The following is a 24041-nucleotide window of genomic DNA, read 5'->3' as shown; positions in this document are numbered from 1 at the left end:
TTCACCTCTCGCGCCGCCGCGGGGCAGTCCCCCCGCGCAACACTCCCTTTACGACACCCATTGTTGGATCCCGGCCTCGCCGAAGCACACCTCGCCCAACGCCGGGCGATCGAACCGCCCGCCCGCAAGCCCGCATGCCACGAGCATCGGCGTCCGCGCGAACAGAACGTCCGGAACGACACCAGAACTCGGATCCCCAAGCCGGAGCGTGCACGCGAACCCTGCAGTTCCATCCTCGCGCCGGGATTCATCGGCATGCACAAGCCCGCGAGGTTCCGGCGTGATCACGACGTCAGCCGATCCAAGATCCCGCGCCGCTTGCCCTTCGACCTTAAGCGCGTGATGGACCGTGCCCCGGCGAAGGCCGCCCGAGTGTTCGCTTCTTGGATCAACGGACACGCTGCACACGAGCGACACTCGCGTGGGCGCCGCGAGCCCGGGCGTTGACGCCTCGCCCTCTCGCCAGAGGTGCGTGGCCGCGCTCGGCGCGATCGACCAGCGGATCTCGAATGACGAGGGAATCCTTGTTGCCGCGTCCGGCTTGCACGTCGGCACACGCCCCGGCACCTCGATCGGCGTGTCGATGGGTTTCAGCCCGCGATTGCGGTGGATCGCGCTCATCGCCCGCCCTCCCCATTCCCGCCGCGCTTGGGTCCGCTCGATGATCGCTTCGCCCTCGCCTCGCCGCGCGACTTCTTCGCTCCACGCGTCGGCACCACGCTCGTGAGCGCCCGCGCCGCGAGGCGCAGCCCCTGCCCCGCCGGGCTCACAAACTGCTGCGCCAATGTCTCGAGCATCTCGAAGAACTCGACGAGGTCGTCCAGCCGTCGCTGGTGCTCGGCGACGCCGCGATCGGGCGCGTCCACGCCGACCTTCAACACCCCACCCATACCCGACTTCCCGCCCGACAACTTTTCTGCGAGCGACCTCGCGGTCGACGCCTTCCCCGCGCTGGCCTCGCCCGGCGTCAGGTCCCGAATCTCATAGAGCGACGCCAGCAGCGGCTCGGCCTCGCGCTTGATCCGCTCACGCACGATCGCCCGGAACATCGCCCACACGTCCTGCTCGGCCCTGAAATACTCGCGCCGATCCACGCGCTCGCCCTCGATCTTGACGGCCGGTCCCGCCGCCCGCGCGATGATCCCCCAGTCCAGGAGCGCCCGCAGCGACATCGACGCGTTGCCCCGCGAGATCTGCAGTCGCTCCATCACGTCGTCGGTGCACATCGCCTCGCCGGTGATGTAGAGCAGCGCGTGGACCTCGGCCATGGTCCGGCTGATCCCCCACGCCCCGCCCATCTGCCCCCACACCGCCACGAACCGGTCCTGTGCCTCACGGACATGCGGGCCCTCGCGAACAACCGGCGACTCGGGCGTGCGGACCTCGCCCACGCCGCCACCATCGCCCTCGTGCCCGTGATGGGCAGGCGGCAGATTGGGCGCCGGGTTGGGAAGTGCCTCGGGCATGGGGCCATCCCAAGGGTATGCCGGTTTTCAATGGTTTCTGAAAGAACCGGAAGTCGAGGGGAGGGGAGGAGGTGTGACCAATAACTCACGCCTTGACCGTGCCACTGAAGTCCGGAGGAACCGGACTTCAGTAGCACTTCGATGCGAGATAAGTGCCACGCCCCCACCATCGTCTCGGGGCACCCGGCCTCTGTTGTTGGTGAACGCGTTCAATCGGGTCGGATGCGAGATTCACACAACGGTTGCTCGTGCATGCTGGGCAAATCCCTATCGTTTCAATCGCAATACACGAGTCACTCGATGCCGGTCACCCGCAGCGAACATGCACGCCTGTTGACACACGCCCTGCGCCGTCCCCACGACGAGTCGGCGTACCTCGACGTGGACACGACGCAATCGATACGAGGGAGATTCTTCACTAGGGTTCGTGAATCGATTGACTCTGAGGTCACATATTGGAATCGAGACCAGAGAGGCGAACTCACTCTCGCCCTACGGGCCATCTCGGCCAGAGTGGACGACATTCAGGTCGTCCTCTTGAGCAAAGACGATCGAACAATTGGCGCCTCGATTGTTCCAGTAGTAGACATACTCGACAATCCCTGGGAGGTCTGGGATATCACAGGCGAAGACTTGTGTATCGTGACACAAGATATCGAAAGCGGAATGTGTCTTGAGCACTCGTATTACGGCTTGCACGGAATATACGTCCCTGACGGGCTATTCGAGTTGTGTTCATGGGGCAAACTTGAAGTTCAATGATGCCAGAACCATCTTTTTGTATCAATGGAACTCGATCCCATCTGCCATTCTTCAAAGTCGAAGACTTTTGCCGCTCCAGGACCACATCTACCGATATCCATTTATCTATGCGCGCCGACTCATCCAACCCCTTGCCCCTCGCCCAAGCCACCGGGCGTGTGCGGTTCCTCCCCCTCGATCCCGGGTGGCTCTTTCTCGCGGCGTCGCTCGCGCTCATAGGGGCCGTCGTCCTGATTCCTGCTCAGCGAGACGTGGCCCAGGCGCGGCTGGTCCGTGATCGGGCGCTCGCGCTCGAGCAGCACCGCCTGGCGCGGCTCGACCGGTATGAGGGGTTCCTCGCCGCCGTCACCGACAAGGAGCCGGGGCTGATGCGTGACCTGCTCGCGACGCAACTCAACCAGATGCCCGCGGAGTTCGGGCTGATCACGGGCCCGGCGTACACGCGCGTCCCCGACGCGAGCGTCTTCCCCGCCCTCGAGCCGCCGCCGGCCGTGTTGCCGACCGCCAACGCCCAGACCAACCCGACGTCGATGCTCGGTCGCTGGGCGACGAACCCCAGGGCGAGGCTCTGGCTCATCGCGCTCGGCGGCGTGGGCATCCTCATCGGCATGATGCCCCCGGCCAGACCACGGACCGAGCCGGCGATCGACTAACACGAACATTGGTGACTCGCCTTGGGTGGCACCGCTCTCCAGAGCGGTGTTCTTCGCCTTCGAGTTCTTTCCGACACCCTTGAGCACCGTGTGCCCGGTCACCGCTCTGGAGAGCGGTGCCACCACGAACGGCATCACCATCACGTCGCGTTTACCCTTCCCTCAATGCCCGCCGTCCGCCAACCCGGCACGCCCGCCCCGTCCAACGATCGCCTTCGCCTCTCCCGGCGGCAGCGCCTGACGCACGCGCGCCAGTTCCAGGCCGTGCACGACGCCCGCATGCGCCGTGCCGTCGGCCCGATCACGGCGAGCGCGATCCCCAACGACCAGCCCTTCCATCGCCTGGGTCTGGCCGTCTCGAAGCGCGTCGGCAGCAGCGTGAAGCGGAACCGCGCCAAGCGCATCCTCCGCGAAGCGTTCCGAACGCTGCAGCACAACCTTGCCACGATCGACTCGACCCACGCCGACGACGACGCGGCACCAATCCACCTCGACATCATCCTCTCGGCCAAGACCTCCACGCTCACGCTCGACGAGGCGAAGGACGCGCTCCACGACGCGATCCGGCATCTCGCGCGTCAGTGGGCCAAGCGACTCAGCAAGGAATCGATGAGAGACGCGACCAGAGCGGATTCACGCGATGGACCCTCGCCATGACCGACGCGCGCCCTGCACTCGGCCTGATCTCGCGAACGCTCTCGGGCCTCCTGGTGCTCCTCGTCCGCGTGTATCAGGCGATGCTCTCGCCGCTCCTCGCCGGGCAGTGCCGATACGTCCCGACGTGCTCGGAATACGCGATCGACGCGCTGCGCACGCATGGCCCCATCCGCGGCACGCGACTCATCCTCCGCCGACTCGCCCGTTGTCACCCCTTTGTCAAGGGCGGCTACGACCCCGTCCCGCCGTCTGATGCGCGAGATGGGCACCCTTCCGATTCGTGATGACGACCACATCACGCCCTGCCGGCGCAACTCCTTGAACACACGGAATCGCAATGATCCGTACAGTGGAACCGCGAGGCCCCGTGGCGGAACGGCAGACGCAGCGGACTTAAAATCCGCAGTCCCGAAAGGGGCGTGTGGGTTCAAATCCCACCGGGGCCAGTGCGACGACTCACCGGTCGCGTGCACGTACCCTTCGGCACGCATGCTCTGGTCCCGCCTCACCGATTCCCTCGCCGACGACCCCGGCAGCATCGCCCGCCGCGAGCACTCCGAGTGGCTCACTCGCGCCATCACCGGGCAGCGCGAGTTCCCACGCATCCCCGTCCGGCGCGTCGATCGCGGCGGCTTCGGCTTCCTTGCCGATCTGCACTCCGGCCTCGCCTGGGCCGCCAGGTGGTGGCAGGCCGCCCTTCAACGTGTCGAAGACTGAGTCTCTTCGCGACGGAAACGCCCTCAAACCCACCGGATCGAGCCCAACCCGCACGCCCAACGTGCCGATAATCTCCCGTCGGCGTGCACGCACGCCCAAATCGCGGAGCACACGATCCATCATGAGCGACATCAACCTCCAACGCACGCGCCTGGGCCGATCCTGGATCACCAAGATCTCCATCATGGCCATCGTCGCCCTCGCCTTCGGGCTGTGGGGGCTGTACGACGCCCTCGTCGTCTATCCCGGGCGTGGCAATCGCGCCGCCCAGGCCCTCGAACTCCAGTACTACAAGGCCTTCGAACAGGAGAAAGGCTCCATCACGCGCGACATCTCCGTCGACGACCCCAAGACGCGACTCGCGACGCTCAAACAGAACCCCTCGCGCTCTTCACGCGACGAGGCACTCTACCAATGGCTCGATTCCCTCGACACCATCGGTAAACTCGACGCCGAGAACACCACCGTCCCGCGCACCGATTCCTTCCGCGGCGTCGAGATCTCCTCGCCCGCCGAGCGCTACCGCGACCTCAGCGCCATCAAGACTCCAGACAGCCCCCTCGCCAAGTGGGACATCCCCATCCAATGGCTCATCTTCGCCGTCGGCATGGGCGTCGGGCTGTACCTCTCCGCCCTCATCATGCGCGTGGCCGGGAAGTCCTATCGCTGGAACCCGACGACCCAGGAACTCCATCTCCCCGAGGGCGCCACACTTGCCCCCGCCGACATCGACGAGTTCGACAAGCGCAAGTGGGACAAGTTCCTCATCGACCTCCGCGTCCGAGAAGGGCACGATCGGCTCTCGGGCAAAATCGTTCGTCTCGACCTCTACCGCTACGACCCGCTCGAATCGTGGGTTTTGGAGATGGAGAAGACGCGATTCCCGCAGGCAGATGCCGCCGAAGCCACTCCCGAGGACTCCGCGACACCGGAATCGGCAATCGAAGAATCCAAAGAAGCCTGAGCGGCCCCGTCGCGCATCGCACGGCCATCACGCGTGGGAAGAGAAAGGGGCGCGTCCATGACGCTATTCATGACCACGCTCGCCCTGACATTCTCCGATGTGCTCGACGTCGTCCCGCCGGGTCTGGTGATCCTCGCAGGGATTGTGGGCATCGCCCTCACCGCGCTCACGCTCCCCGGCACCTGGCTCAATATTCTCGTGGCGCTCCTCTGCTGGTGGTGGAAACCCGACATGTTCAGCCTCTGGACGATCGTCGTCGCGCTCATCATCGCGATCGCCGCCGAGGCCGTCGAGTTCGGGGCCTCCGCCCTCGGCGCTGCCAAAGCCGGCGGCAGCCGCAAGGGCCAGATCGGCTCGCTCGTCGGGGCGCTCGCCGGGGCCATCGTCGGCTCGTTCTTCTTTTTTCCGATTGGGACGATCCTCGGCGGCGCGATCGGCGCTGGCGCGGGAGCCGTGTTGGCCGAACGCGTATGGGCCAAGCGCGCCTGGAACGAATCGGCGAAATCCGGCCAGGGTGCCGCGATCGGGCGACTCCTTGCGACCGTCGGCAAGACCACGCTCGCGATTATCCTCGCTTTGGTCCTTGGCGTTGCCGCCATCTATAACCCGAAACCGGCCGCATCCACCTCAGCCATACCCGGCCTGGTAACGCCGAATGCCACCGACGGAACCGAGGTCCAGGTCCATTCGCCGACTGTCGCGCCCGACGCCCCCGCCAAGAATCCATGAAGATCGCGACATCCGACGTCGAAATCCCACGAACTTCCAGAAAACAGGGATGCATCCCGCGTGATTTCCCGATATCCTGATGGACTCCCGCGCACAGGGATGTCAGCGCGCGGCGTGATCGGCCGACGGACCGGCCAGGCGAGAGTGATCAAAGGTGGCCAAAGACAAGGCCAAGAAAAAAACCATGAGTCACGCGGCCCGCAGCGTCCCCCCCTCCCCCGACGCACGCTCTGTCCCCACGGAGACCCGCGACACGGCGAAACCCGCGAAGAAACCGATGCCAGCCACCCGATCCTCCGACGTGCTCGCGCGCGTCCGGGCCCAGGAGCCCGCCACCGAGACCAAGGACTTCGTCCTCGACACCAACGTCCTGCTCCACAACCCCAACGCGCTCTTTGTCTTCAAAGAGCACAACGTCGTCATCCCCTTCACTGTCATCGAGGAGCTCGACAAACTCAAGCGCCTCGAGAACGACCTGGGCCGAAACGCCCGTGAGTGCATCCGCCACCTCGATCGCTTGCGCGGCCTCGGCAAACTCTCCGAGGGTGTCGAGTGGGGTTCCACCTCGCCCTCCGCAACCGCCGCCGCCTCAACCGGCGTCAACGGGCACACCGGAACCGTCCGCATCGACGTCAGCGAGCACATCCGCCCGGACGCGATCGATGAGGATTCTCCCGACAACCGCATCATCGCCGTCGCCTGGCACCTCGCCAAGTCACGCCCCCACGTCGTCTTTGTCACCAAGGACCTCTCCGCCCGCATCAAGGCCGACTCCCTGGGCATCCACACCGAGGACTTCACCAACCAGAAGGTCGACGCCGATCGCCTCTACACCGGGTTCGTGAGCGTCGAGTCCGAGGGCGACATCATCGACGAGTTGTACCGCGATCGCCTCCTTGCCATCGATCGCCTGGGCGAGCTCCTCCAAACCGAGGACGAGCGCGGGCAGGTCTACGAGCGCGAACTCCACGCCAACCAGTTCATCGTCTTCAAGGACAAGGACGACGAGAACCACACTGGCCTCGGCCGACGCCTCGCCGACACCGACCACGTCATCCCCGTCACCGGCCCGCGAAAGCCCGTCTTCGGGATCATGGCGCGAAACGTCCAGCAGACCATGGCCATGGACCTCCTCCTCGACGACGAGGTCCGCATGATCACTCTCCTCGGCTCCGCGGGCACGGGCAAGACACTCCTCGCCATCGCCGCAGGCATGGCCAAGGTCTTCAGCGAGGAACGCTACGAGAAACTCCTCGTCGCGAGGCCCATCATGCCCATGGGGCGCGACATCGGCTATCTCCCCGGCGACAAGGACGAGAAACTCACCGCCTGGATGCAGCCCATCTTCGACAATCTCGGCTATCTCCTCTCTACCCGAGGCGCCCAGGTCCAGCACCCCGACAGCCACTCCACCGAGCAGCGCATCCAGAAACTCATGGCCGACGGCAAACTCGTCCTCGAGCCCCTCACCTACATCCGCGGGAGATCCATCCCCCACCAGTTCATGATCGTCGATGAGGCCCAGAACCTGACGCCCCACGAGGTCAAGACCATCGCCAGCCGCGTCGGCGAGGGGACCAAACTCGTCCTCACCGGCGACATCGGACAGATCGACAACCCCTACCTCGACTCCTCCAGTAACGGCCTGGCCTACGCCGTCGAGAAAATGCGTGGCGTCCGCCTCTTCGGGCACGTCACCCTCGCTAAGAGCGAACGCAGCGAACTCGCCAGCATCGCCGCCAACCGCCTCTAACACCCCTCAATATCCTTTGGTTCTCGGACGTTCGTTCGCGCACAGCCCGATCACGTCCACAATTTGTGCCCGAATGCGTTTTTTTGTCCGCACCGACTGGCACTTTGCCAATTCTGGTGTACATCACTCATAGCAGGACACGCCTCGCTGGCGTTTGGTGTTTGTTCAAGCATTCGTCGTGGATGCTCGTGGGCTAGTCGTAGAGAGGTGGTTTTTCATGTCGATCCGTCCCTGGCTCAGTGCCGTCGCCGTCGCCTCGCTCGCGGGTATGGCCTCGGCCGATGTCGTCTCGTTCACTTCAGTGCTGGACAACACACTCTTTGAGGATTCCGCAGGGTCGCTCAGCAGCGCCCTTGGCGGCGGCGTCTTCGCTGGCGTCACCAACTCCGGCGAGAAACGCCGAGCCCTGGTCCGCTTCGACCTGTCCTCCATTCCCGCAGGCTCCACCATCAACAGCGTCACGCTCCGCATGAACTGCGAGCAGTCGAGTGGCGTCGCCGCAGTGTTCGGCGTCCACCGCGTCACGTCCTCCTGGGGCGAAGGAACCAGCAACAGCGGGCTCAGCGGCGGGGGCGCGGCCTCCACCACCGGCGACGCGACGTGGATCCACCGCTTCTACGACACCGAACTGTGGACCACCCCCGGCGGCGACTTCGTCAGCACCGCCAGCGCCAGCGTCAACATCCAGGATCTCGGGTTCTATGAGTGGACCGGCGCCGGCCTCATCGCCGATGCCCAGGCCTGGATCAACGACCCGGAGATGAACTTCGGCCTGCTCATCAAAGCGACCAGCGAGACCGCGGGCCGAACAGGCAAGAGGTTGGGTAGCCGCGAGACCTCCATCCCCGATCGAATCCCCAAACTCATCGTGGACTTCACGCCCGTCCCGGCCCCCGGCGCTATCGCCCTTGTCGCGGGCGGCGGACTCCTCATCGCCCGCCGGCGTCGGCGCTAAACCGCTGCCGACATTCGCGGCCTCAACTCGACAACTCAAATACCATGACGGCACGCGACGCCACACGTCCCGTGCCGTTTTCTTTTTCTGCGATCACGACCAGGAACGACAACATGCCCACCACCTTCGACGCCCGCGCCCGCTCCATCCTCACCGGCCTCAAGGACTCCGGGCAATACAAAGTCCTCCAGACCATCGATGGCCCGATGGATGCCAGCGTCCGCCTCCGCCGCCCCGATGGCACCACCAAGGATGTCCTCTGCTTCTGCTCCAACAACTACCTCGGGCTGGCCAACCACCCCGAGGTTGTCGAGGCCACCCTCAAGGCCACGCGCGATTTCGGCGCGGGCACGGCCAGCGTCCGCTTTATCTGCGGCACATTCTCGCCCCACCATACGCTCGAAAAGACCATCGCGGCGTACATGGGCACCGAGGCGAGTTACACCTTCGTCTCGTGCTGGACCGCCAACGAGGCCGTCTTCCCCACGCTCTGCGAGCCGGGCGACATCATCATCAGCGATGAACTCAACCACGCGAGCATCATCGACTCGGTCCGCCTCGCCACCACCATCAAGAAGGGCCTGCACAAGGCCATCTACAAGAACAACACCCTCGAAGGCCCCGGCTCGCTCCACGAGGCGCTCACCAAAGCCAAGGCCAACCCCGACGTCACCGGGCAGAACTGGGTCGTCACCGATGGCGTCTTCAGCATGGAAGGGAGCATCGCCGACCTTCCCACGATGCGCCGCCTCTGCGACGAGTTCGGAGCGATGCTCGTCGTCGACGACTCCCACGGGCACGGCGTGATGGGCACGACCGGGCGCGGCACGCACGAGCACTTCAACATGCTCACCGCCGCGAGTGGCAAAGGCACCATCGATCTCTTCACGGGCACGCTGGGCAAGGCGCTCGGCGGGGCCGCGGGTGGTTTCGTCGCGGGAACTAAAGATGCAATCGATCTTCTCATCCAGCGCGGCAGACCCACGCTCTTCTCCAACGCGCTTCCTGTGGGCGTGGCGGCAGGCGCGAACCGTGCCATCGAGATCCTGATGAACGAGCCGCAGCGCGTCGCGCGGCTCCACTCGAACGTCGCGTACGCGCGGAAATCGATCAAGGCCGCGGGCTTCGACGTGCTCGAGTCCCCCACCGCGATCTGTCCCATTATCGTCCACGACACCGCGAAGGCGATCGCGATGAGTAAACGCCTCCTCGATCTTGGCATCTACGTCATCGGCTTCGGCTACCCCGTCGTCACCGAGGGGCACGCGCGACTCCGCGTCCAGATCTCCGCCGCCCATACCGAGGCCCACATCGACGCACTCGTCGCGGCACTCAAGAAACTCTGAACAACAATCGCACGAGAGCCTATTTCTCCGGCGTCCTTCCCTCGACTGTCAGCGAGGCCTTTCGCTCGCGCGCCCGCCGCTTCTTCTCCGGCGTGGGGATCACCTTGCGCAGCACCAGCCACGCCGCGATGAGCGCGACCGCCGAGACCACCCAGAACTGCCAATCGCCGATTGGGAACACCATTCACTCCGTCACCGAGTCGTGATCACGACGCGATCGTGTACGCGATCCACGCGCCAAGATAGGCGAGCAGGCTCATCCACGCGAACTGGAGGACCGCCCACCGCACACCCCCGGCCTCGCGAGCCGTGAGCGCCAGCGTCGGCAGGCACTGCATCGCGAGCACATAGAACACAAGAATCGACCACGCCACGGGCTTCGTGAAGATCGGCGTGCCGTTGGTCCGCGACGCGTGCGAGACCGCCGAGAGGATCTTCTCGTCGTCCGTCGTGTCGTGCCCGGTGACGACGACCGCCATCGTGGAGACGAAGACCTCGCGGGCGGCGAAACTGGAGAGGACGCCGATGGAGAGTTGCCAGTCGTAGCCGATCGGCCTGAAAACGGGCTCGGCCAGTCGCCCCAGCCGCCCGATGAACGACCGGGACTTCGCGTCCATCGCCTCGAGTTCGTCGGCTCTCTCGACGATCATCGATGCCGCAGCAGGCCCATCAATCTCGCGTGCGTCTTCACGATCTCGTGGCCCAGGTGTCCCGTCTGTGCCTACGACCTCGACCTTATTCTCGACTCCAGCGCGCTCCAAGGCGACCTTCGGCTCAACCGATCCCGCCTCGACCTGGGCCGCCACCTCGCGGAGTTCCTCGACCCGCGCCGGTGGCTTCACATGCGGGAACGCCCCGAGCCACCACAGCACGATGCAGATGAGCAGGATGTTCGTCCCCGCGTTCGCGATGAACGAGCGCCCGCGGTCGTAACTGGTGATGAGTGCCGAGCGGAGATTCGGCCAGCGATACGCCGGCAACTCGAGCGCCATCGGACGGCTCGCCCCCTTCAGAATCGTCCGCCGAGCCACGAGCGCGCTCAGCACGCCCGCCACGATCCCCAGCGCATAACACCCGATGAACGCCGCCGCCTGTCGACCTGGTGAACCGGGAAACAGGATCCCCGTCATCAGCGCGTAGACCGGGATCCTCGCCGAGCACGTCATGAATGGTGCCACGAGAATCGTCGCGAGCCGTTCACGTCGATCCGGGATCGCCCGGCACGCCATGATCCCCGGCAGAGCGCACGCATGGCTCGAGAGCAGCGGCACGAAACTATGCCCGGGCAACCCAAACGGCCTGAGCAATCGATCCATCACAAACGCCGCCCGCGCCAGATACCCCGTGTCCTCCAGAAGCGAGATCACAAAGAAGAGCAGACAGATCTGCGGCAGAAAGACCACCGTCGCGCCGATCCCGACGACGACACCCTGCGAGAGAAAATCAGAGAGGATCCCCGCGGGGAGCACGCGCTGCACCAGCCCGCCCAACTCGGCGAAGATCCACTCGATCCACGCCATCGGGTACGTCGCGAGCGAGAAGATCCCCCAGAACAGCCCGGCCATCACCGCCAGAAACGCCAATGCCCCCAGCACCGGATGCGTGAAGGCGTGGTCCATCCGGTCGGTCCTCGCGCGTCGATCCGCGCGATCCTGCTCGGTCTCGGTGGTGCGGGCTGTCGCGTTCGCCGCCAGGCCCTCCGCCCATCGCTCGATCTCGCCCTGATCCCCCGGCGGCGTGCGGTTGGGAACCACCGCTCGCTCGAGCGCGCCAGCGATGTCGTCGATTCCCTGCCCGGTGCGTGCGCTCACAAGCAGCACCTCGCACCCAAGTCCCTCGCCCAAAGCACCCGCGTCGATGTGCACGCCGCGCTTGCGTGCGATGTCGATCATGTTCACGACAATCAGCGTGGGCAGGCGCCGGCGTAGCGCTTCACCCGCGAGGAGCAGGTTCCGCGCGAGGTTCGTCGCGTCGATGACGACGATCACCGCGTCGGGCGCCCGGGCCGGCGCCCCCGCGGGCGCGAGCATCCCGGCGAGCGCCCCCCGGCAGACCTCCGATTCTCCTTGCGCCAACTCCAGCGAGTACACGCCGGGCAGGTCAAGCACCTCGATCGTGCCGCCCCTGGTGTCGAGCATGAATCCCACGCGGCATTCCTGCGTCGTTCCGGGGAAGTTGCTCGTCTTGTGGCGCAGACCTGTGAGACGGTTAAAGACCGAGGTCTTGCCCGTGTTGGGATTACCCACGAGCGCCACGCGCCGCGGCGAGTGCGACTCCGGCGATCGTGCTCCACCGATCGACACCGTCGCCGCCTGGCTCATGTGCAGGGCTTGTGGTCAGAGGTTCCCTTGTCGCTGGATGTCGTCCCGACGACGACCATCACGCGCGACGCCAGTTCGCGCGCCATCCCGATTCGGCACGCGCACCCGCCGCCCGCCGCCGTGTGCACCTCGATGATGCACGGGTCGCCGAGGCGACAGACACGCAACGTCACGTTCGGGCGAAGCCCCATCGCGCGGAGAAGGCTGGCGTCATCGGCGTCGAGGCACGTCTCACAGACTGAGGCCAGATCGCCGGGGCGAAGGTCGCTCAATCGCCGCCCGGTGACGGGCTGGCCCTTCGCGTCGGTCGGGCAGCACTCGCGAGGGCACTGGTCACGGAACTCGCACGGGTCGGCGTTCAATGAATGGCTCTCGAGGGTGGTGGACATGGCCGGCGTTCCACGAAAGAGACTAACAGACAAACATATCCGCAAATCCCACTAGGAGAGTCTAGGGCCGATGAGACCGAGTCTCAATTGCCTCCGCCGCCAGCACCGCCGACCAATGCGGCATTGGTCGGGAACCGCTGCAACGCCGCGATCAACTGCTCGACCTGCTGCGGCGGCGGCATCGAGAGCAATCGACGCCGAAGGGCCGACATCGTCTTGAGTTCCTCCTCCGTCAGGAGCATGTTCTCTTTCCGCGTCCCCGATTCGGCCAGGTTGATCGCCGGGAAGACTCGCCGCTCGGCGATCTTCCGGTCGAGGATCAACTCCATGTTGCCGCTGCCCTTGAACTCCTCGAAGATCACCTGGTCGGCCTGGCTCCCGGTGTCCACCAGGCACGAGGCGATGATGGTCAGCGAGCCGGCCTCCTCGGTGTTGCGCGCGCTGCCGAAGATCTGCCGTGGCACTTCCAGGGCCTTGCTGTCCAGGCCTCCCGAGAGCGTCCGGCCGCTGCTGGCGTGCTTTCGGCTCTGGTTGAAGGCCCGGCCTACGCGTGTCAGCGAGTCCATGAGCACCACGACGTGCTTGCCCACCTCCACGAGACGCTTGGAGAACTCGATCGTCCGCGTCGAGACCTCGATGTGCCGCTCGACCGGGTGGTCGTTGCTGCTCGCAATCACTCGGATCCGCGACCGGGCCAGCCTCGGCGCGACGTCCTCGGGACGCTCGCCCAGCATCTCGGCGGCGAGTTGGGCGCCCGCGTCCACGCTCGCGAAACTCCGGCGGAAGTCCGTCACTTCCTCGGGACGCTCGTCCACCAGGAGCACGATGATCTCGAGATCCAGGTGATTGCGGAGCAGGGCCCCGGCGATGTCCTTGAGCAGCGTCGTTTTGCCAGCCTTCGGTGGCGAGACGATCAGCCCGCGCTGCCCGCGGCCGATCGGACAGAAGAGATCGATCAATCGGCACGACGCCGGGCACCCGGTGTATTCCAGGGTCAGGCGTGGCTGGGGGTCGATCGAGGTCAGATCTTCGAACGGCCTGATGACCGGGAGGTTCCGCCCCTGCGAGTCGCGCAGCATCGCGTTCATCTCGTCGACGGGGAAGATCGCCGGCGAGGGCGCCCCGCGGTTCATCCCGCCGAGACGCTGCTGTCCGTTCGATGGGTGTCCCGACGTGCCGTTGCGGCGGAAGTCGTTGGACCCCGGGCCGCGATGGCCCTGGGAGTGAAACTGGTTGGAGTTCCCGTCGCCCTGGCCTGAGCCTCTGCGTCGGCGTCTCCGGGATCGTCCGGGACCCATATGGACTCTTGACTCCTTACCTACACATGCGGAATGGCTTGTGGACCGCCTCCCGCTGGCGGTTGATCCGCCTGGCAAACACACTGGTGGCACTGGTCAGGCCTCAGTTGTGGCCAGACCCGTCGAAACACCCCGACAACATGTCATGCACACGCCCGAGCGTTCGGCATTGGAAAGCCGATGGGGCAAACAAGGCCACGATTCCGGTCCGTTGCGTCTTGAGTCCAGTTCGGGCATCCTTCGCGGCGATCTCTCTACGCCGGGAGGCCTTTGGCCAAAGACGAGGGCGGCCGGGGTGATCCGGCCGACAGACACCCCTAACTGTACACCAGAGAGGCGTTCCTTGCACGCAGAATCGGTCCCCGGCATTGAATCCCGCGCTGACGGGACTTTTTCATGGCCCCCACTATCATCAGAGACACCCTTGTCGGAAGCACCAGAACTGTGCCCAAGCCCCCGAAGCCAACCAAGATCGAATCTCGACCCGTGCAGCCCATTCAGGGGATTGCCGTCTCGCCAGGTATTGTTATAGGACGTTTACGGATCCTTGAAGATGATCTCCGTCGAGTCGCACGCCGTGAGGTTCAGTCCCAGAGCACCAGAGGCGAGGTGGAGCACTTCGACCAGGCCGTCAAGGCCTCGATCGGGGAGTTAGAGGAGGTCGCCGACCGTGCCGAGCGCGAGATGGGCAAGGAGGCGGCCAAGATCTTCTCGTTCCACATCGGGATGCTGAAGGACAAGTCGCTGCTCGCGCCGATTCGGACGATGATCCAGGACGAGCGGGTGTCGGCGGACTGGGCGGTCAGCCAGGTTTTCCAGCAGCACGCGGCCAAGTTCCGGAGCAATCCCAATCCGGTCTTTGCCACCAAGGTCAACGACATCGAGGACATCGGGCGCCGGCTGCTCCGCAAGATCGCCAACGACAACGAGCCGGCGGGGCGCGTCAGCCGCCTGAAGGACGAGGACGGCGGGGTCATCATCGTCGCCCGCGATCTGACGCCCTCGGAAACCGCGGCGTTCGACCGAGACAAAATCCTGGGCTTCGCGACCGATCTCGGCGGCAAGACCAGCCACACGGCGATCGTGGCGAAAGCCCTGGAAATCCCCGCGGTCGTCGGGTGCCAGCGCATCACCAAACTCGCCCATCATGACGCCCTGGCGATCCTCGATGGCGACGACGGCGTGGTCGTCCTCGACCCCGACGAGAAGACGCTCGCGGAGTATCGCAAGCGGATCGACGCGAGGCGCGAGTACCAGGTCGAACTCAGCGACGACTGCTTCGAGCCCTCGGTCACGGCCGATGGCGTCGCGGTCCACGTCGTCGGGAATATCGAGTTTCCCGACGAGGTCCGCAACGTCCTGGCCTCGGGTGGCGAGGGCGTCGGACTCTACCGGACCGAGTTTCTCTATCTCACCAGCACAAGCGAGCCTTCGGAGCACGATCACTACCGGGCGTACAAACGCTGCGTGGACCTGCTCAAGGGTCGGGACCTGGTCATCCGCACCATGGATCTGGGCGCGGACAAATACACCCAGGCTCGAGAAGAGGTTCCCGAGCGGAACCCGTTCCTGGGTTGCCGCAGCATCCGCTACTGCCTCCACAACATCCCCATGTTCAAGACGCAGTTGCGGGCGATCCTGCGGGCGTCGGCCCACGGGCCCCTCAAGATCATGTTCCCACTCATCACCAGCCTGGCCGAACTCCGCCACGCCAAGGTGATCCTCGGGGACGTGATGGAGGATTTGGATGAAGCCGGGGTCGAGTTTGACCGAAGTATGAAGGTCGGGATGATGGTCGAGGTTCCCTCGGCCGCCCTCATGGCGGACCATTTCGCGCGTGAGGTGGACTTCTTCTCGATCGGGACCAACGACCTCGTCCAGTACACCCTGGCGGTGGACCGGACCAACGAGCGGGTCGCGAACCTCTATAGCCCGACCCACCCGGCGGTCATCCGCCTGATCCGGGACACGGCCCGCGTCGGCAAACACCACAAGATCCCGGTCTCGTGCTGCGGCGAGTCGGCGAGCGACCCGGAGTTCGCCATGTTGTTGATCGGGCTTGGCTTGCGTACTCTTTCCGTGACGAGCTCGTCGATTCCGACGCTCAAGCGATTCGTCCGAGGTGTGACGGTTGCTCAATGCGAACGCGTGGCCAAACAGGTCATGTCGCTCGATTCCGATGCCCAGGTCGCGGTTTTCCTCCGCGACAAGGCTCGAAAGATTGTTCCCCAGGCCTTCGACGGTCGTTCCGTCGAGTAGGCGTTGGGGAGAAGAAACAGCGATGCGGGACTGGCTGAAGGGGCGTTGTTCGCTCCTGCCGCCCGATCGGAACGACTCTGCGGGACCGTCCGCCGCCTGAATCAAGGGCCGAGCGGACCCCGTGAACACTGCCCAAGCCCGAGCGGAAGACCCGCCCGGCAGTCTGGGTAAAGCGAACGGCATCGCCGTGCGGCGCGTATGAAACGCCGACGGGCGATGAGTGGGCTTCAAAGCCCTCCCTCAGCCGATGGACTGTGCGGGCGCGAGCGCTCGACACCAGCGGCAGGGACGCGAAGGGTTGATCCAGTCGGCGATCGGACCAGAGACGCGTCGCAACGCCCGGTGCACTTGCCGGCGTCCAGGATGGCTCCATGACGAGCCGGACGCCCCCCAAGGACGGGAGAGGAGCACGCATGTCCGATTCTCAGATGATCATCAACTATGTCCCCGGCGAGGAGTGCCGGGTCGCCATTCTCCAGGATGGCAAACTCGAAGAGACGCACGTTGAGCGTTTCGCCAACGCCAGCCGCGTTGGAAATATCTATGTGGGGCGCGTCACGAACGTGGAGCCGGCGATCCAGGCGGCGTTCGTGGACTTCGGCGTCGAGGACAACGGATTCCTGCACGTCAGCGACCTGCACCCGCGCTACTTCCCCGGCGAGGACGACGACACCACCGAACGCGTGGGCCTGAAGACCCCGCGTCGCGAGCGCCCGCCGATCCAGGCGTGCCTGCGGCGAGGCGATGAGGTCATCGTGCAGGTGCTTAAGGAGGGCGTGGGGACCAAGGGTCCGACGCTCACGAGTTATCTCTCGATCCCCGGGCGCTTCCTGGTGATGATGCCCTATATGGATCGCACGGGCGTCTCGCGCAAGGTCGAGGACGAGGACCAGCGCCGCAAGATGCGCGAGATCCTCGACCAACTCGAACTCCCCGAGGGCTTCGGCTTCATCGTGCGGACGGCCGGGATGGAGCGGAACAAGACCGAACTCAAGCGCGACCTGGCCTACCTCCAGCGCCTGTGGAAGGACATGGAGAAGCGCCTGGGCACGGGGAACAAGCCGCGGCTGCTCTATTCCGAGAGCGACCTGCTCGTCCGTGCGCTGCGCGACCTGCTCAGCACCGACATCAAGGAGGTCGTGGTCGACAACGAACTGGCGCTCCAGCGGGCGGCGAGGTTCATGAAGATCGTCGCCCCGCGAGGGCAGGCGAAACTCCTGCACCACACGAGCACGACACCCCTCTTCCACGCCTTCGGCATCGAGCAGCAGATCGGCCTGATCCACGCGCGCGAGGTGCCCCTGCCCAGCGGTGGGCGCCTGGTCATCGACCAAACCGAGGCGCTGGTGGCGATCGACGTCAACAGCGGGAAGAGCCGCGAGAGCCGTGATAGCGAGAGCAACGCCTACCAGACGAACATCGAGGCCGTCGAGGAGATCTGCCGGCAGTTGCGCCTGCGCGACCTGGGCGGGATCGTCATCAACGACCTCATCGACATGCGGAGCGCCCAGCACCGCAAGGACATCGAGCACCGCTTCCGCGAGCGTCTCAAGCGCGACCGCGCCAAGACGACGGTGCTCGCGATCTCGGAGTTCGGGATCCTGCAGATGACGCGCCAGCGGATGCGTGCCAGCCACGAGAGCGTGCACTTTGTGGACTGCCCGACGTGCCGCGGGCGTGGCGTGGTGCAGCGGCCCGACTCGATCGCCGCGGATGCCTTGCGTGAACTCGCCGCGATCCTTGACGTCGAGCGCGTGGCGAAGGTCGAGATGGTTGTGGCGCCGCGTGTCGCGGGCGAACTGCTCTCGACGAAGCGCCGCCTGCTCGGACGCATCGAGCGTGGCACGGGCAAGCACGTCGACGTGCGTGTCAGCGAGACGGTCATGATCGATCGCGTCGGGTTCTATGCCTATGACGCCGGGGGCGCGGACATCGACGTCTCGTCCCTCCCCAAGCCAAGGCGGCCCCGCGATCTCAAGGAGTTTGAGTACGCCGCCGCGGGCGAGAACTGGGCGCAGGATCTGGAGGAGGAGAAGGCCCTCGCCGCCGAGCCGGCCGACGAGCCGGAGACCGAAGAGGCGATCCACCCGATCGAGATCGACGATGCCGGCGATGGTGCCGACGAGCCCGCTGAAGAATCGGGCGGTCGGAAGCGTCGGCGGCGCCGGCGTGGGCGTGGCCGCGGACGTGGCGATGACCGGGACGCACCGCGTCAGGAGGGTCGGAGTTCCGCGACACCAGCGCGCGAACCCTCGAACACAAGGCCTTCGGTTTCTTCACCGAACCGATCACAGGCTCCATCGAACGGCGTGTTGCAGTTCGCGGGCGATCACGGCGATGAGAACGAAGGCGGCCAGGTCGAATCCGTGGCCGCCCAGGATTCGGGCGAGGCTACTTCGGCAAACGCCGATGGCGAGCCACGTGAGGGCGGGCGCCGTCGTCGCCGGCGTCGGCGTGGTCGCGGCCGAGGGCAGGGTCATGGTGCGGAGAATGGGGCGGAGGCGCCCGCCGCTGATGAATCGCGCGGCGAATCCGAGCCTCAGACCGAACGCGAGGATCGCGCCGATGGCGACTCGTCCTCAGAGCGTCAGGCCGACGAATCCAAGGGTGATGGCGAAGGTGGCGAACGCCGTGGGCGTCGTCGCCGGCGGCGTCGCGGCGGACGAGGCGGCAACGGCGAGGGCTCGTCATCAGGTGGCGAGGGCGCGAATCGCGATCGGCCTGCACAGCAGGCCCCGCGTGCCGAATCGCCCAAGAGTGCCCCGACGCCCGAGGTGAAGCCGACGGCGAAGCCCCGGACGCTCTACTCCTCACGACGAAAACTGGCGGCGAGCGAACTCAACAAGCGCCCGAAGCCCGAATAATCAGCGATGCCCTCGCGACGCGTCATCATCCTGGGGTCCACGGGCTCCATCGGGCGACAGACGCTCGACGTGATCGCGCACCTCAACGCGCTCCACGAGCGCGACGAGCACGAGCACCGCTATGACGTCGTCGGGCTGGCCGCCGGCGCCAATGTCGCGCGCCTCGATGAGCAGTCGCGGGCGCACCCCTCGGCGCGTCTCGCGATCACGCACGCCGACGTGCGCGATCTCGCCCTAGGAGAGCAGGGTCCACGCGCCGCGTTCACCGGGGCGCTCCTCCATGCGTTCCATGGTGACGACGCCGCCGAGCGGCTCGTGCGCGAGGTCGAGTGCGACCTCGTCGTGAGCGCGATCGTCGGCGTGGCAGGGCTTCGGGCGACGCTCGCCGCGGCCGAACTCGGACGCGACATTGCTCTCGCCAACAAGGAGACGCTCGTCGCCGGTGGGTGCGTCGTCGTGCCCGCGGCCCGGGCCTCGGGGGCGCGGCTGCTCCCCGTCGACAGCGAGCACTCGGGATTGTGGCAGTGCCTCGTCGGCGCGTGCTGGTCGAGAGGTTCGCCAATCGCGCCCCCGATCGAGTCGCCCCGCGGCGTCACCCGCATGATCCTGACGGCGTCGGGTGGACCGTTCCGAACCTGGACGAAGAACGAGATCGACGCCGCGACGCCGGCCCAGGCCCTTGCCCATCCGACGTGGCAGATGGGCGCGAAGGTCACGATCGACTCCGCGTCGCTTGTGAACAAGGCACTCGAACTCATCGAGGCCCACTGGCTCTTTGGCATGCCCGCGGATCGCCTGGACGCCGTCGTCCATCCGCAGTCCATCGTGCACGCGCTCGTCGAGTTCGACGACGGCTCGACGCTCGCGCAACTCGGCTTGCCCGACATGCGCACACCGATCCAGTGGGCGCTCACGTTCCCCGGGCGTGCCGAGGCTCCGACAACACGACTTCGCTGGCATGAGGCCCGTCACCTCGTCTTTGAGCCGGTGGACCGCACGCGATTCCCGGCGATCGATCTGGCCTTCGAGGTCATGCGTCAGGGCCCGACGTCCGCGAACGGGTGCGTGCTCAACGCCGCCAACGAGGTCGCGGTCCAGGCATTCCTCGCGCCCGGCTCGATGCTCGCGTTCGGGAGGATCGGGACCATCGTCCGGCGAACGATCGATGAACTCGGGCGGCACGAAGCACGCACGCTCGATGACGTGCTCCGCGTGGACCGCGAGGCCCGCGCGCTCGCGCTCGAACTCGTGGCGCACGAGTCACGCGGGAAGTCCCTCAATCGAGGCGTTCGGGCGTGAGCGGCGTGCACGTGCAGCGTGCGATCGACGCGCTCCATGCCGGTCGTGCTGACCAGGCCGAGGCCACCCTCCGCCGGGTCATCGCGAGGGAACCCTCGAACGCCCAGGCCAATCACATCCTCGCCGCGGCGATCCTCATCCAGGGTCGCCCCGAGCAGGCGCTGCACTTTGCGGAGCGCGCGACGATCGCGTCGGGTCGTCCGAATGCCTCGGCCCTCGATGTCCACGCGACGTGCCTGGCGATGCTCAATCGCCACGCCGACGCCGCCGATGTGTTTCGGCGTGCCGTGAACGCGGATCTCACTCTCGCGAGCGCGCACAACGGGCTTGGCGCCTCGCTCCTGCAACTCGGCGAGGTGGACCGGGCGATCGCGGCCCTGGAGCACGCCAAATCTCTCTCGCCAACGAACACGGGATTCACCTCAAACCTGGCGTCCGCCTACGCCCGGGGCTGGCGCGTGCCCGACGCGATCCGGGCAATCGACGAGGCGGTCGCGGCCGGCGGCCCACGAGTGGATCTGCTCACCCAGCGCGCGTCGCTCCTCAACTACTCGTCGAGTGCTTCGCGTGAGGACATACTCTCGGCCCACCGCGCCCTTGGCGACCAGATCGAGCGGGGCGTCCGATCGCGTGGCGTTCCGATCACCGCCGTGCCGCCGGACGTGCTCCGGGTGGCGCTCATCTCCCCCGATTTTCGCGGGCATTCCGTGGCTCGATTCATCGAGCCGTTGCTGCGCGCGCGCAACGTGTCAATGTTGCGACTGATCGCGGTCTCATCGACCTCCCGCCCCGACGCCACGACCGAGCGCCTGCGCGCCCTGGCCGACGAGTGGATCGATATCGCGCGCGTCAACGACGCCCAGGCCGCGGAACTGATCCGAAAGGCCCGCGTGGACATCGCGATCGATCTCGCGGGACACACGCACGAATCCCGAGTCTCTGTCCTCGCCCACGTCCCGGCCCCTCTCCGCGGCACGTACCTCGGCTATCCGAACACGACCGGGATGCCCAGCGTGGACTTCCGCCTGGTCGACGCGATCACCGACCCCGACGGGAGTGACGTATTCGCAACCGAACGCCTCACGCGTGTGGGTGGGTGCTTTCTGTGCTACCAGATCCCGGAAGGCCTGCCACCAGCACGCACAGATCGGGACGCGGCAGACCGCCCAAACACCTTTGGCTCGTTCAACGCGCTCAACAAGGTCTCGCCGATCACGCTCGATCTCTGGGCGCGCGTCCTTGGCGAGAACCGCGACTCGCGACTCCTCGTCAAAGCGGAATCGCTCGGCATCGAGAGCGTGCGATTGCGACTCCTGGACGAACTCGAGAATCGCGGGGTCTCGAGGGACCGCGTGGAACTCCACGCCCAGACGGCGTCGGCCCACGAGCACCTCGCGATGTACGATCGCGTCGACGTGGCCCTCGACACCTTTCCCTATCACGGCACGACGACGACATGCGAGGCGCTCACCATGGGCGTGCCCGTGGTCACGCTCACGGGCGATCGGCACGCCTCGCGCGTCGGAACGTCGATCCTGAGCGCCATCGGCGAGCACGACCTGATCGCGAGCACGACCGAGGAGTACGTCTGTAAGGCGACGGGCCTCGCGCGGGATTCAGCACGCTGTACCTCCCTTCGACGAACACTCCGCGATCGCCTCGCGTCCTCCATCGTGTGCGATGCCGAGGGTTTCGCGGCACGTTTCGATCGGGCGCTCCGCGAGGCCTGGACGCAGTCCGCCGCGGCACGCCATGGAGCCACGCCATGAGCGCCTCGCGAGTTCCAGGAGGTCGAGCGACGGCCTTCGTCCTCCAGGCCGAGTCTCTCTTCACTGCCGGGAAACTCGATGACGCCGAGCGCACGCTCCAGCGCGCCCTTCAGGCGTCGCCCAGCGATCCCAACGCGAACAACATGATGGCGGTCGTGATGCACGCGAAGGGCGACATGCCCCGGGCGGCGTACTTCGCCGAGCGCGCCATGGAGGCCGACCCCAGGGACCCAAGGTACCCCGCGAATCTCGGGCAGTTCCTCATGCAATCGGGCAAGCCCGACCGCGCCCGAAAAGTACTCGAGAAGGCGATCGCGAAGCACCCGACCAACGCCGAGATACACAACGTGCTGGCGATGCTGCTCAGTCTCTCCAGCGAGTTCGTCGCGTCGGCGAAAGTCTCGCGGGCCGGGCTCGACCACAACCCGACGCACGAGGGCCTGGCCTCGACCCACGTCTCGACGATGGTCGAGATGGGTCGGATCGACGAGGGCCTTCGAGTCATCCGCGATGCGGCCGAGGCCCACCCCGAGAGCGCCACACTCCTCGGCCAGTGGGCGCACATCTCGCAGTACGACGAGTCGATCACTCCGTCTGACCTTCGGGGCGTGCACGATCGGTTCGGCGCGCTGTGCCGCCAGATTCGACCCGGGCAGCCGCTCCCCGCCGCACCCGCACGCGACCCATCGCGACCCCTCCGTGTCGGGTTCGTGTCGAGCGACCTCCGGACGCACTCCGTGGCGTTCTTCATCGAGCCGTTCCTTGTCGGGCACGACCGTGCGGCGTTCGAAATATTCTGTTACGCCACAGGCCCGGAAGACGCGACCACGGCTCGATTGCGATCGCATGCCAACACCTGGCGTTCGTGCGTCAATATGGACGACAGAACGCTCACCCAGATCATTCGAGCCGATCGTCTGGATCTGGCCATCGAACTCAACGGGCACACCAACTCGGGCATCCTCCTTGCGCTCGCCTCACGCGTCGCCCCCGTGCAGGCGACGTATCTCGGCTATCCCGGCACGACCGGCGTCCCGGCGATCGACTGGCGCCTCGTCGATGCGCACACTGATCCCGATCGCCCGGAGTTCGACGCCCAAGCGAGCGAGCGGTTGATGCGCATGGAGGGCCCGTTTCTGTGCTATAGCCCGATCGAGAACGCGCCCGATGTCGCCCCGCCGCCGTGCGCCGCCTCGCCCGACGAGCCGATCCGCTTCGGCTCCTTCAACGCGATCGCGAAGGTCAACGCACGGGTCGTGGGGTTGTGGGCTCGTGTGCTCAACGCCGTGCCGAACTCGCGGCTCGTGCTCAAGTCGTCGAGCCTCATCGATGCCGCCCTGCGCGATGAGGTCTCCGAACGCCTCACGCGCTATGGATTCGACCCGTCACGGCTCGACATCATCTCCCCCACGCTCGGCGTTCGCGACCACCTCGCCCAGTATGCCAAGGTCGACATCGCCCTCGACACCTTCCCCTATCACGGCACCACCACGACCTGTGAGGCGATCCACATGGGTGTGCCCGTCGTCACGCTCGCGGGCGATCGGCACGCCTCACGCGTCGGCGTCTCGCTCCTCCATGCCCTTGATCTCGATGAGATGGTCGCCTCAAACGACGACGAGTTCATCACCATCGCCTCGCGTCTGGCGCGAGATCGTATCGCGTTGGGCACACTCCGAGCAACACTGCGCGATCGACTCGCGGCCTCATCTCTGTGCGATCGTGATGGGTTCTGCCTGAGATTCGAGGACGTGTTGCGACGCATGGCGAGGGGCGCCACACTCTAATTCCGGCGAAGGGCGGGCACGGCCGCTCACGCAACACCTACCGATGCAAAACG

General features: G+C 66.0%; 21 protein-coding genes and 1 tRNA gene. 16 read left to right on the top strand and 6 right to left on the bottom strand.

What is annotated here, in order from left to right:
- Window positions 1–48 precede the first annotated feature (48 nt).
- The gene (locus IPK69_08515) at window positions 49–621 is read right to left on the bottom strand and encodes a hypothetical protein (GenBank protein QQS08047.1); all 573 of its coding nucleotides are present in this window, start codon (window positions 619–621) and stop codon (window positions 49–51) included.
- Window positions 618–1466 (bottom strand): hypothetical protein, encoded by an 849-nt coding sequence (locus IPK69_08510; protein QQS08046.1) that lies wholly within the window; start codon window positions 1464–1466, stop codon window positions 618–620. Before IPK69_08510 ends, IPK69_08515 begins: the two co-directional genes overlap by 4 nt.
- 300 nt (window positions 1467–1766) lie before the next feature.
- Here IPK69_08510 and IPK69_08505 point away from each other — a divergent pair, with 300 nt between their 5' ends.
- From IPK69_08505 to IPK69_08455, 11 genes are all read left to right on the top strand, one after another.
- Window positions 1767–2228 (top strand): hypothetical protein, encoded by a 462-nt coding sequence (locus IPK69_08505; protein QQS08045.1) that lies wholly within the window; start codon window positions 1767–1769, stop codon window positions 2226–2228.
- Window positions 2229–2335: 107 nt separating this feature from the next.
- A complete protein-coding gene (locus tag IPK69_08500; protein QQS08044.1) occupies window positions 2336–2881 on the top strand; it encodes a hypothetical protein in 546 nt (181 codons plus the stop codon).
- Window positions 2882–3046: 165 nt separating this feature from the next.
- Window positions 3047–3538: a ribonuclease P protein component gene (gene rnpA, locus IPK69_08495; GenBank protein ID QQS08043.1), complete on the top strand. Its 492-nt coding sequence runs from the start codon at window positions 3047–3049 to the stop codon at window positions 3536–3538.
- A complete protein-coding gene (gene yidD / locus IPK69_08490; GenBank protein QQS08042.1) occupies window positions 3535–3822 on the top strand; it encodes a membrane protein insertion efficiency factor YidD in 288 nt (95 codons plus the stop codon). The genes rnpA and yidD overlap by 4 nt, the downstream gene beginning before the upstream one ends.
- A gap of 77 nt (window positions 3823–3899) precedes the next feature.
- A tRNA-Leu gene (locus IPK69_08485) sits at window positions 3900–3984 on the top strand.
- A 43-nt stretch (window positions 3985–4027) separates the two neighbouring features.
- Window positions 4028–4255: a hypothetical protein gene (locus IPK69_08480; protein ID QQS08041.1), complete on the top strand. Its 228-nt coding sequence runs from the start codon at window positions 4028–4030 to the stop codon at window positions 4253–4255.
- Between the two features lie 121 nt (window positions 4256–4376).
- Window positions 4377–5219, top strand: coding sequence for a hypothetical protein (locus tag IPK69_08475; GenBank protein QQS08040.1), 843 nt, complete (start codon window positions 4377–4379; stop codon window positions 5217–5219).
- A 57-nt stretch (window positions 5220–5276) separates the two neighbouring features.
- Complete coding sequence (locus IPK69_08470) at window positions 5277–5948, top strand: DUF456 domain-containing protein (GenBank protein QQS08039.1); 672 nt, start codon at window positions 5277–5279, stop codon at window positions 5946–5948.
- A 277-nt stretch (window positions 5949–6225) separates the two neighbouring features.
- Window positions 6226–7701, top strand: a complete 1476-nt coding sequence (locus tag IPK69_08465; GenBank protein QQS10451.1) for a PhoH family protein — start codon at window positions 6226–6228, stop codon at window positions 7699–7701.
- Window positions 7702–7918: 217 nt separating this feature from the next.
- Complete coding sequence (locus IPK69_08460) at window positions 7919–8656, top strand: DNRLRE domain-containing protein (GenBank protein ID QQS08038.1); 738 nt, start codon at window positions 7919–7921, stop codon at window positions 8654–8656.
- Between the two features lie 113 nt (window positions 8657–8769).
- Window positions 8770–10002 carry an aminotransferase class I/II-fold pyridoxal phosphate-dependent enzyme gene (locus IPK69_08455; GenBank protein ID QQS08037.1) on the top strand — a complete coding sequence of 411 codons (1233 nt, stop codon included), beginning with the start codon at window positions 8770–8772 and terminating at the stop codon, window positions 10000–10002.
- A gap of 19 nt (window positions 10003–10021) precedes the next feature.
- On the opposite strand, the gene IPK69_08450 is transcribed toward IPK69_08455, so the two are convergent.
- The 4 genes from IPK69_08450 to rho all read right to left on the bottom strand — a co-directional run bounded on the left by IPK69_08450 (window position 10022) and on the right by rho (window position 14010).
- Window positions 10022–10186: a hypothetical protein gene (locus IPK69_08450; protein ID QQS08036.1), complete on the bottom strand. Its 165-nt coding sequence runs from the start codon at window positions 10184–10186 to the stop codon at window positions 10022–10024.
- Between the two features lie 22 nt (window positions 10187–10208).
- The gene (locus IPK69_08445; GenBank protein QQS08035.1) at window positions 10209–12323 is read right to left on the bottom strand and encodes a ferrous iron transporter B; all 2115 of its coding nucleotides are present in this window, start codon (window positions 12321–12323) and stop codon (window positions 10209–10211) included.
- On the bottom strand, window positions 12320–12712 hold the full coding sequence (locus IPK69_08440; protein ID QQS08034.1) for a ferrous iron transport protein A: 393 nt from the start codon (window positions 12710–12712) through the stop codon (window positions 12320–12322). The genes IPK69_08445 and IPK69_08440 overlap by 4 nt, the downstream gene beginning before the upstream one ends.
- A gap of 83 nt (window positions 12713–12795) precedes the next feature.
- Entirely contained in the window at window positions 12796–14010 is a 1215-nt protein-coding gene (gene rho / locus IPK69_08435) for a transcription termination factor Rho (protein QQS08033.1), read from the bottom strand.
- 486 nt (window positions 14011–14496) lie between these two features.
- Between rho and ptsP the strand changes: the two genes are divergently transcribed.
- The 5 genes from ptsP (at window position 14497) to IPK69_08410 (ending at window position 23988) form a co-directional block, all read left to right on the top strand.
- Window positions 14497–16269 (top strand): phosphoenolpyruvate--protein phosphotransferase, encoded by a 1773-nt coding sequence (gene ptsP / locus IPK69_08430; protein ID QQS08032.1) that lies wholly within the window; start codon window positions 14497–14499, stop codon window positions 16267–16269.
- A 413-nt stretch (window positions 16270–16682) separates the two neighbouring features.
- The gene (locus tag IPK69_08425; GenBank protein QQS08031.1) at window positions 16683–19133 is read left to right on the top strand and encodes an Rne/Rng family ribonuclease; all 2451 of its coding nucleotides are present in this window, start codon (window positions 16683–16685) and stop codon (window positions 19131–19133) included.
- A gap of 6 nt (window positions 19134–19139) precedes the next feature.
- Entirely contained in the window at window positions 19140–20432 is a 1293-nt protein-coding gene (locus IPK69_08420) for a 1-deoxy-D-xylulose-5-phosphate reductoisomerase (protein ID QQS08030.1), read from the top strand.
- Entirely contained in the window at window positions 20429–22201 is a 1773-nt protein-coding gene (locus IPK69_08415; protein QQS08029.1) for a tetratricopeptide repeat protein, read from the top strand. The genes IPK69_08420 and IPK69_08415 overlap by 4 nt, the downstream gene beginning before the upstream one ends.
- Window positions 22198–23988, top strand: coding sequence for a tetratricopeptide repeat protein (locus tag IPK69_08410; protein ID QQS08028.1), 1791 nt, complete (start codon window positions 22198–22200; stop codon window positions 23986–23988). Before IPK69_08415 ends, IPK69_08410 begins: the two co-directional genes overlap by 4 nt.
- Window positions 23989–24041 lie beyond the last annotated feature (53 nt).

The organism is Phycisphaerales bacterium, from assembly GCA_016699835.1.
In the GTDB taxonomy this organism is placed as follows: Bacteria; Planctomycetota; Phycisphaerae; order Phycisphaerales; family UBA1924.
The sequence above is the reverse complement of the archived record's forward strand: the minus strand, read 5'-3'. Positions and strand labels throughout refer to the sequence as shown.

Bases quoted from the DNA above. Each gene is read 5' to 3' on its own strand.
- IPK69_08410 (QQS08028.1), top strand. From the start codon at position 22,198: ATGAGCGCCTCGCGAGTTCCAGGAGGTCGAGCGACGGCCTTCGTCCTC.
- IPK69_08465 (QQS10451.1), top strand. From the start codon at position 6,226: ATGCCAGCCACCCGATCCTCCGACGTGCTCGCGCGCGTCCGGGCCCAG.
- IPK69_08455 (QQS08037.1), top strand. From the start codon at position 8,770: ATGCCCACCACCTTCGACGCCCGCGCCCGCTCCATCCTCACCGGCCTC.
- IPK69_08460 (QQS08038.1), top strand. From the start codon at position 7,919: ATGTCGATCCGTCCCTGGCTCAGTGCCGTCGCCGTCGCCTCGCTCGCG.
- IPK69_08420 (QQS08030.1), top strand. From the start codon at position 19,140: ATGCCCTCGCGACGCGTCATCATCCTGGGGTCCACGGGCTCCATCGGG.
- IPK69_08445 (QQS08035.1), bottom strand. From the start codon at position 12,323: ATGAGCCAGGCGGCGACGGTGTCGATCGGTGGAGCACGATCGCCGGAG.
- rnpA (QQS08043.1), top strand. From the start codon at position 3,047: ATGCCCGCCGTCCGCCAACCCGGCACGCCCGCCCCGTCCAACGATCGC.
- IPK69_08425 (QQS08031.1), top strand. From the start codon at position 16,683: ATGTCCGATTCTCAGATGATCATCAACTATGTCCCCGGCGAGGAGTGC.
- IPK69_08515 (QQS08047.1), bottom strand. From the start codon at position 621: ATGAGCGCGATCCACCGCAATCGCGGGCTGAAACCCATCGACACGCCG.
- rho (QQS08033.1), bottom strand. From the start codon at position 14,010: ATGGGTCCCGGACGATCCCGGAGACGCCGACGCAGAGGCTCAGGCCAG.
- IPK69_08470 (QQS08039.1), top strand. From the start codon at position 5,277: ATGACGCTATTCATGACCACGCTCGCCCTGACATTCTCCGATGTGCTC.
- IPK69_08500 (QQS08044.1), top strand. From the start codon at position 2,336: ATGCGCGCCGACTCATCCAACCCCTTGCCCCTCGCCCAAGCCACCGGG.
- IPK69_08505 (QQS08045.1), top strand. From the start codon at position 1,767: ATGCCGGTCACCCGCAGCGAACATGCACGCCTGTTGACACACGCCCTG.
- IPK69_08440 (QQS08034.1), bottom strand. From the start codon at position 12,712: ATGTCCACCACCCTCGAGAGCCATTCATTGAACGCCGACCCGTGCGAG.
- IPK69_08475 (QQS08040.1), top strand. From the start codon at position 4,377: ATGAGCGACATCAACCTCCAACGCACGCGCCTGGGCCGATCCTGGATC.
- IPK69_08510 (QQS08046.1), bottom strand. From the start codon at position 1,466: ATGCCCGAGGCACTTCCCAACCCGGCGCCCAATCTGCCGCCTGCCCAT.
- IPK69_08480 (QQS08041.1), top strand. From the start codon at position 4,028: ATGCTCTGGTCCCGCCTCACCGATTCCCTCGCCGACGACCCCGGCAGC.
- IPK69_08450 (QQS08036.1), bottom strand. From the start codon at position 10,186: ATGGTGTTCCCAATCGGCGATTGGCAGTTCTGGGTGGTCTCGGCGGTC.
- yidD (QQS08042.1), top strand. From the start codon at position 3,535: ATGACCGACGCGCGCCCTGCACTCGGCCTGATCTCGCGAACGCTCTCG.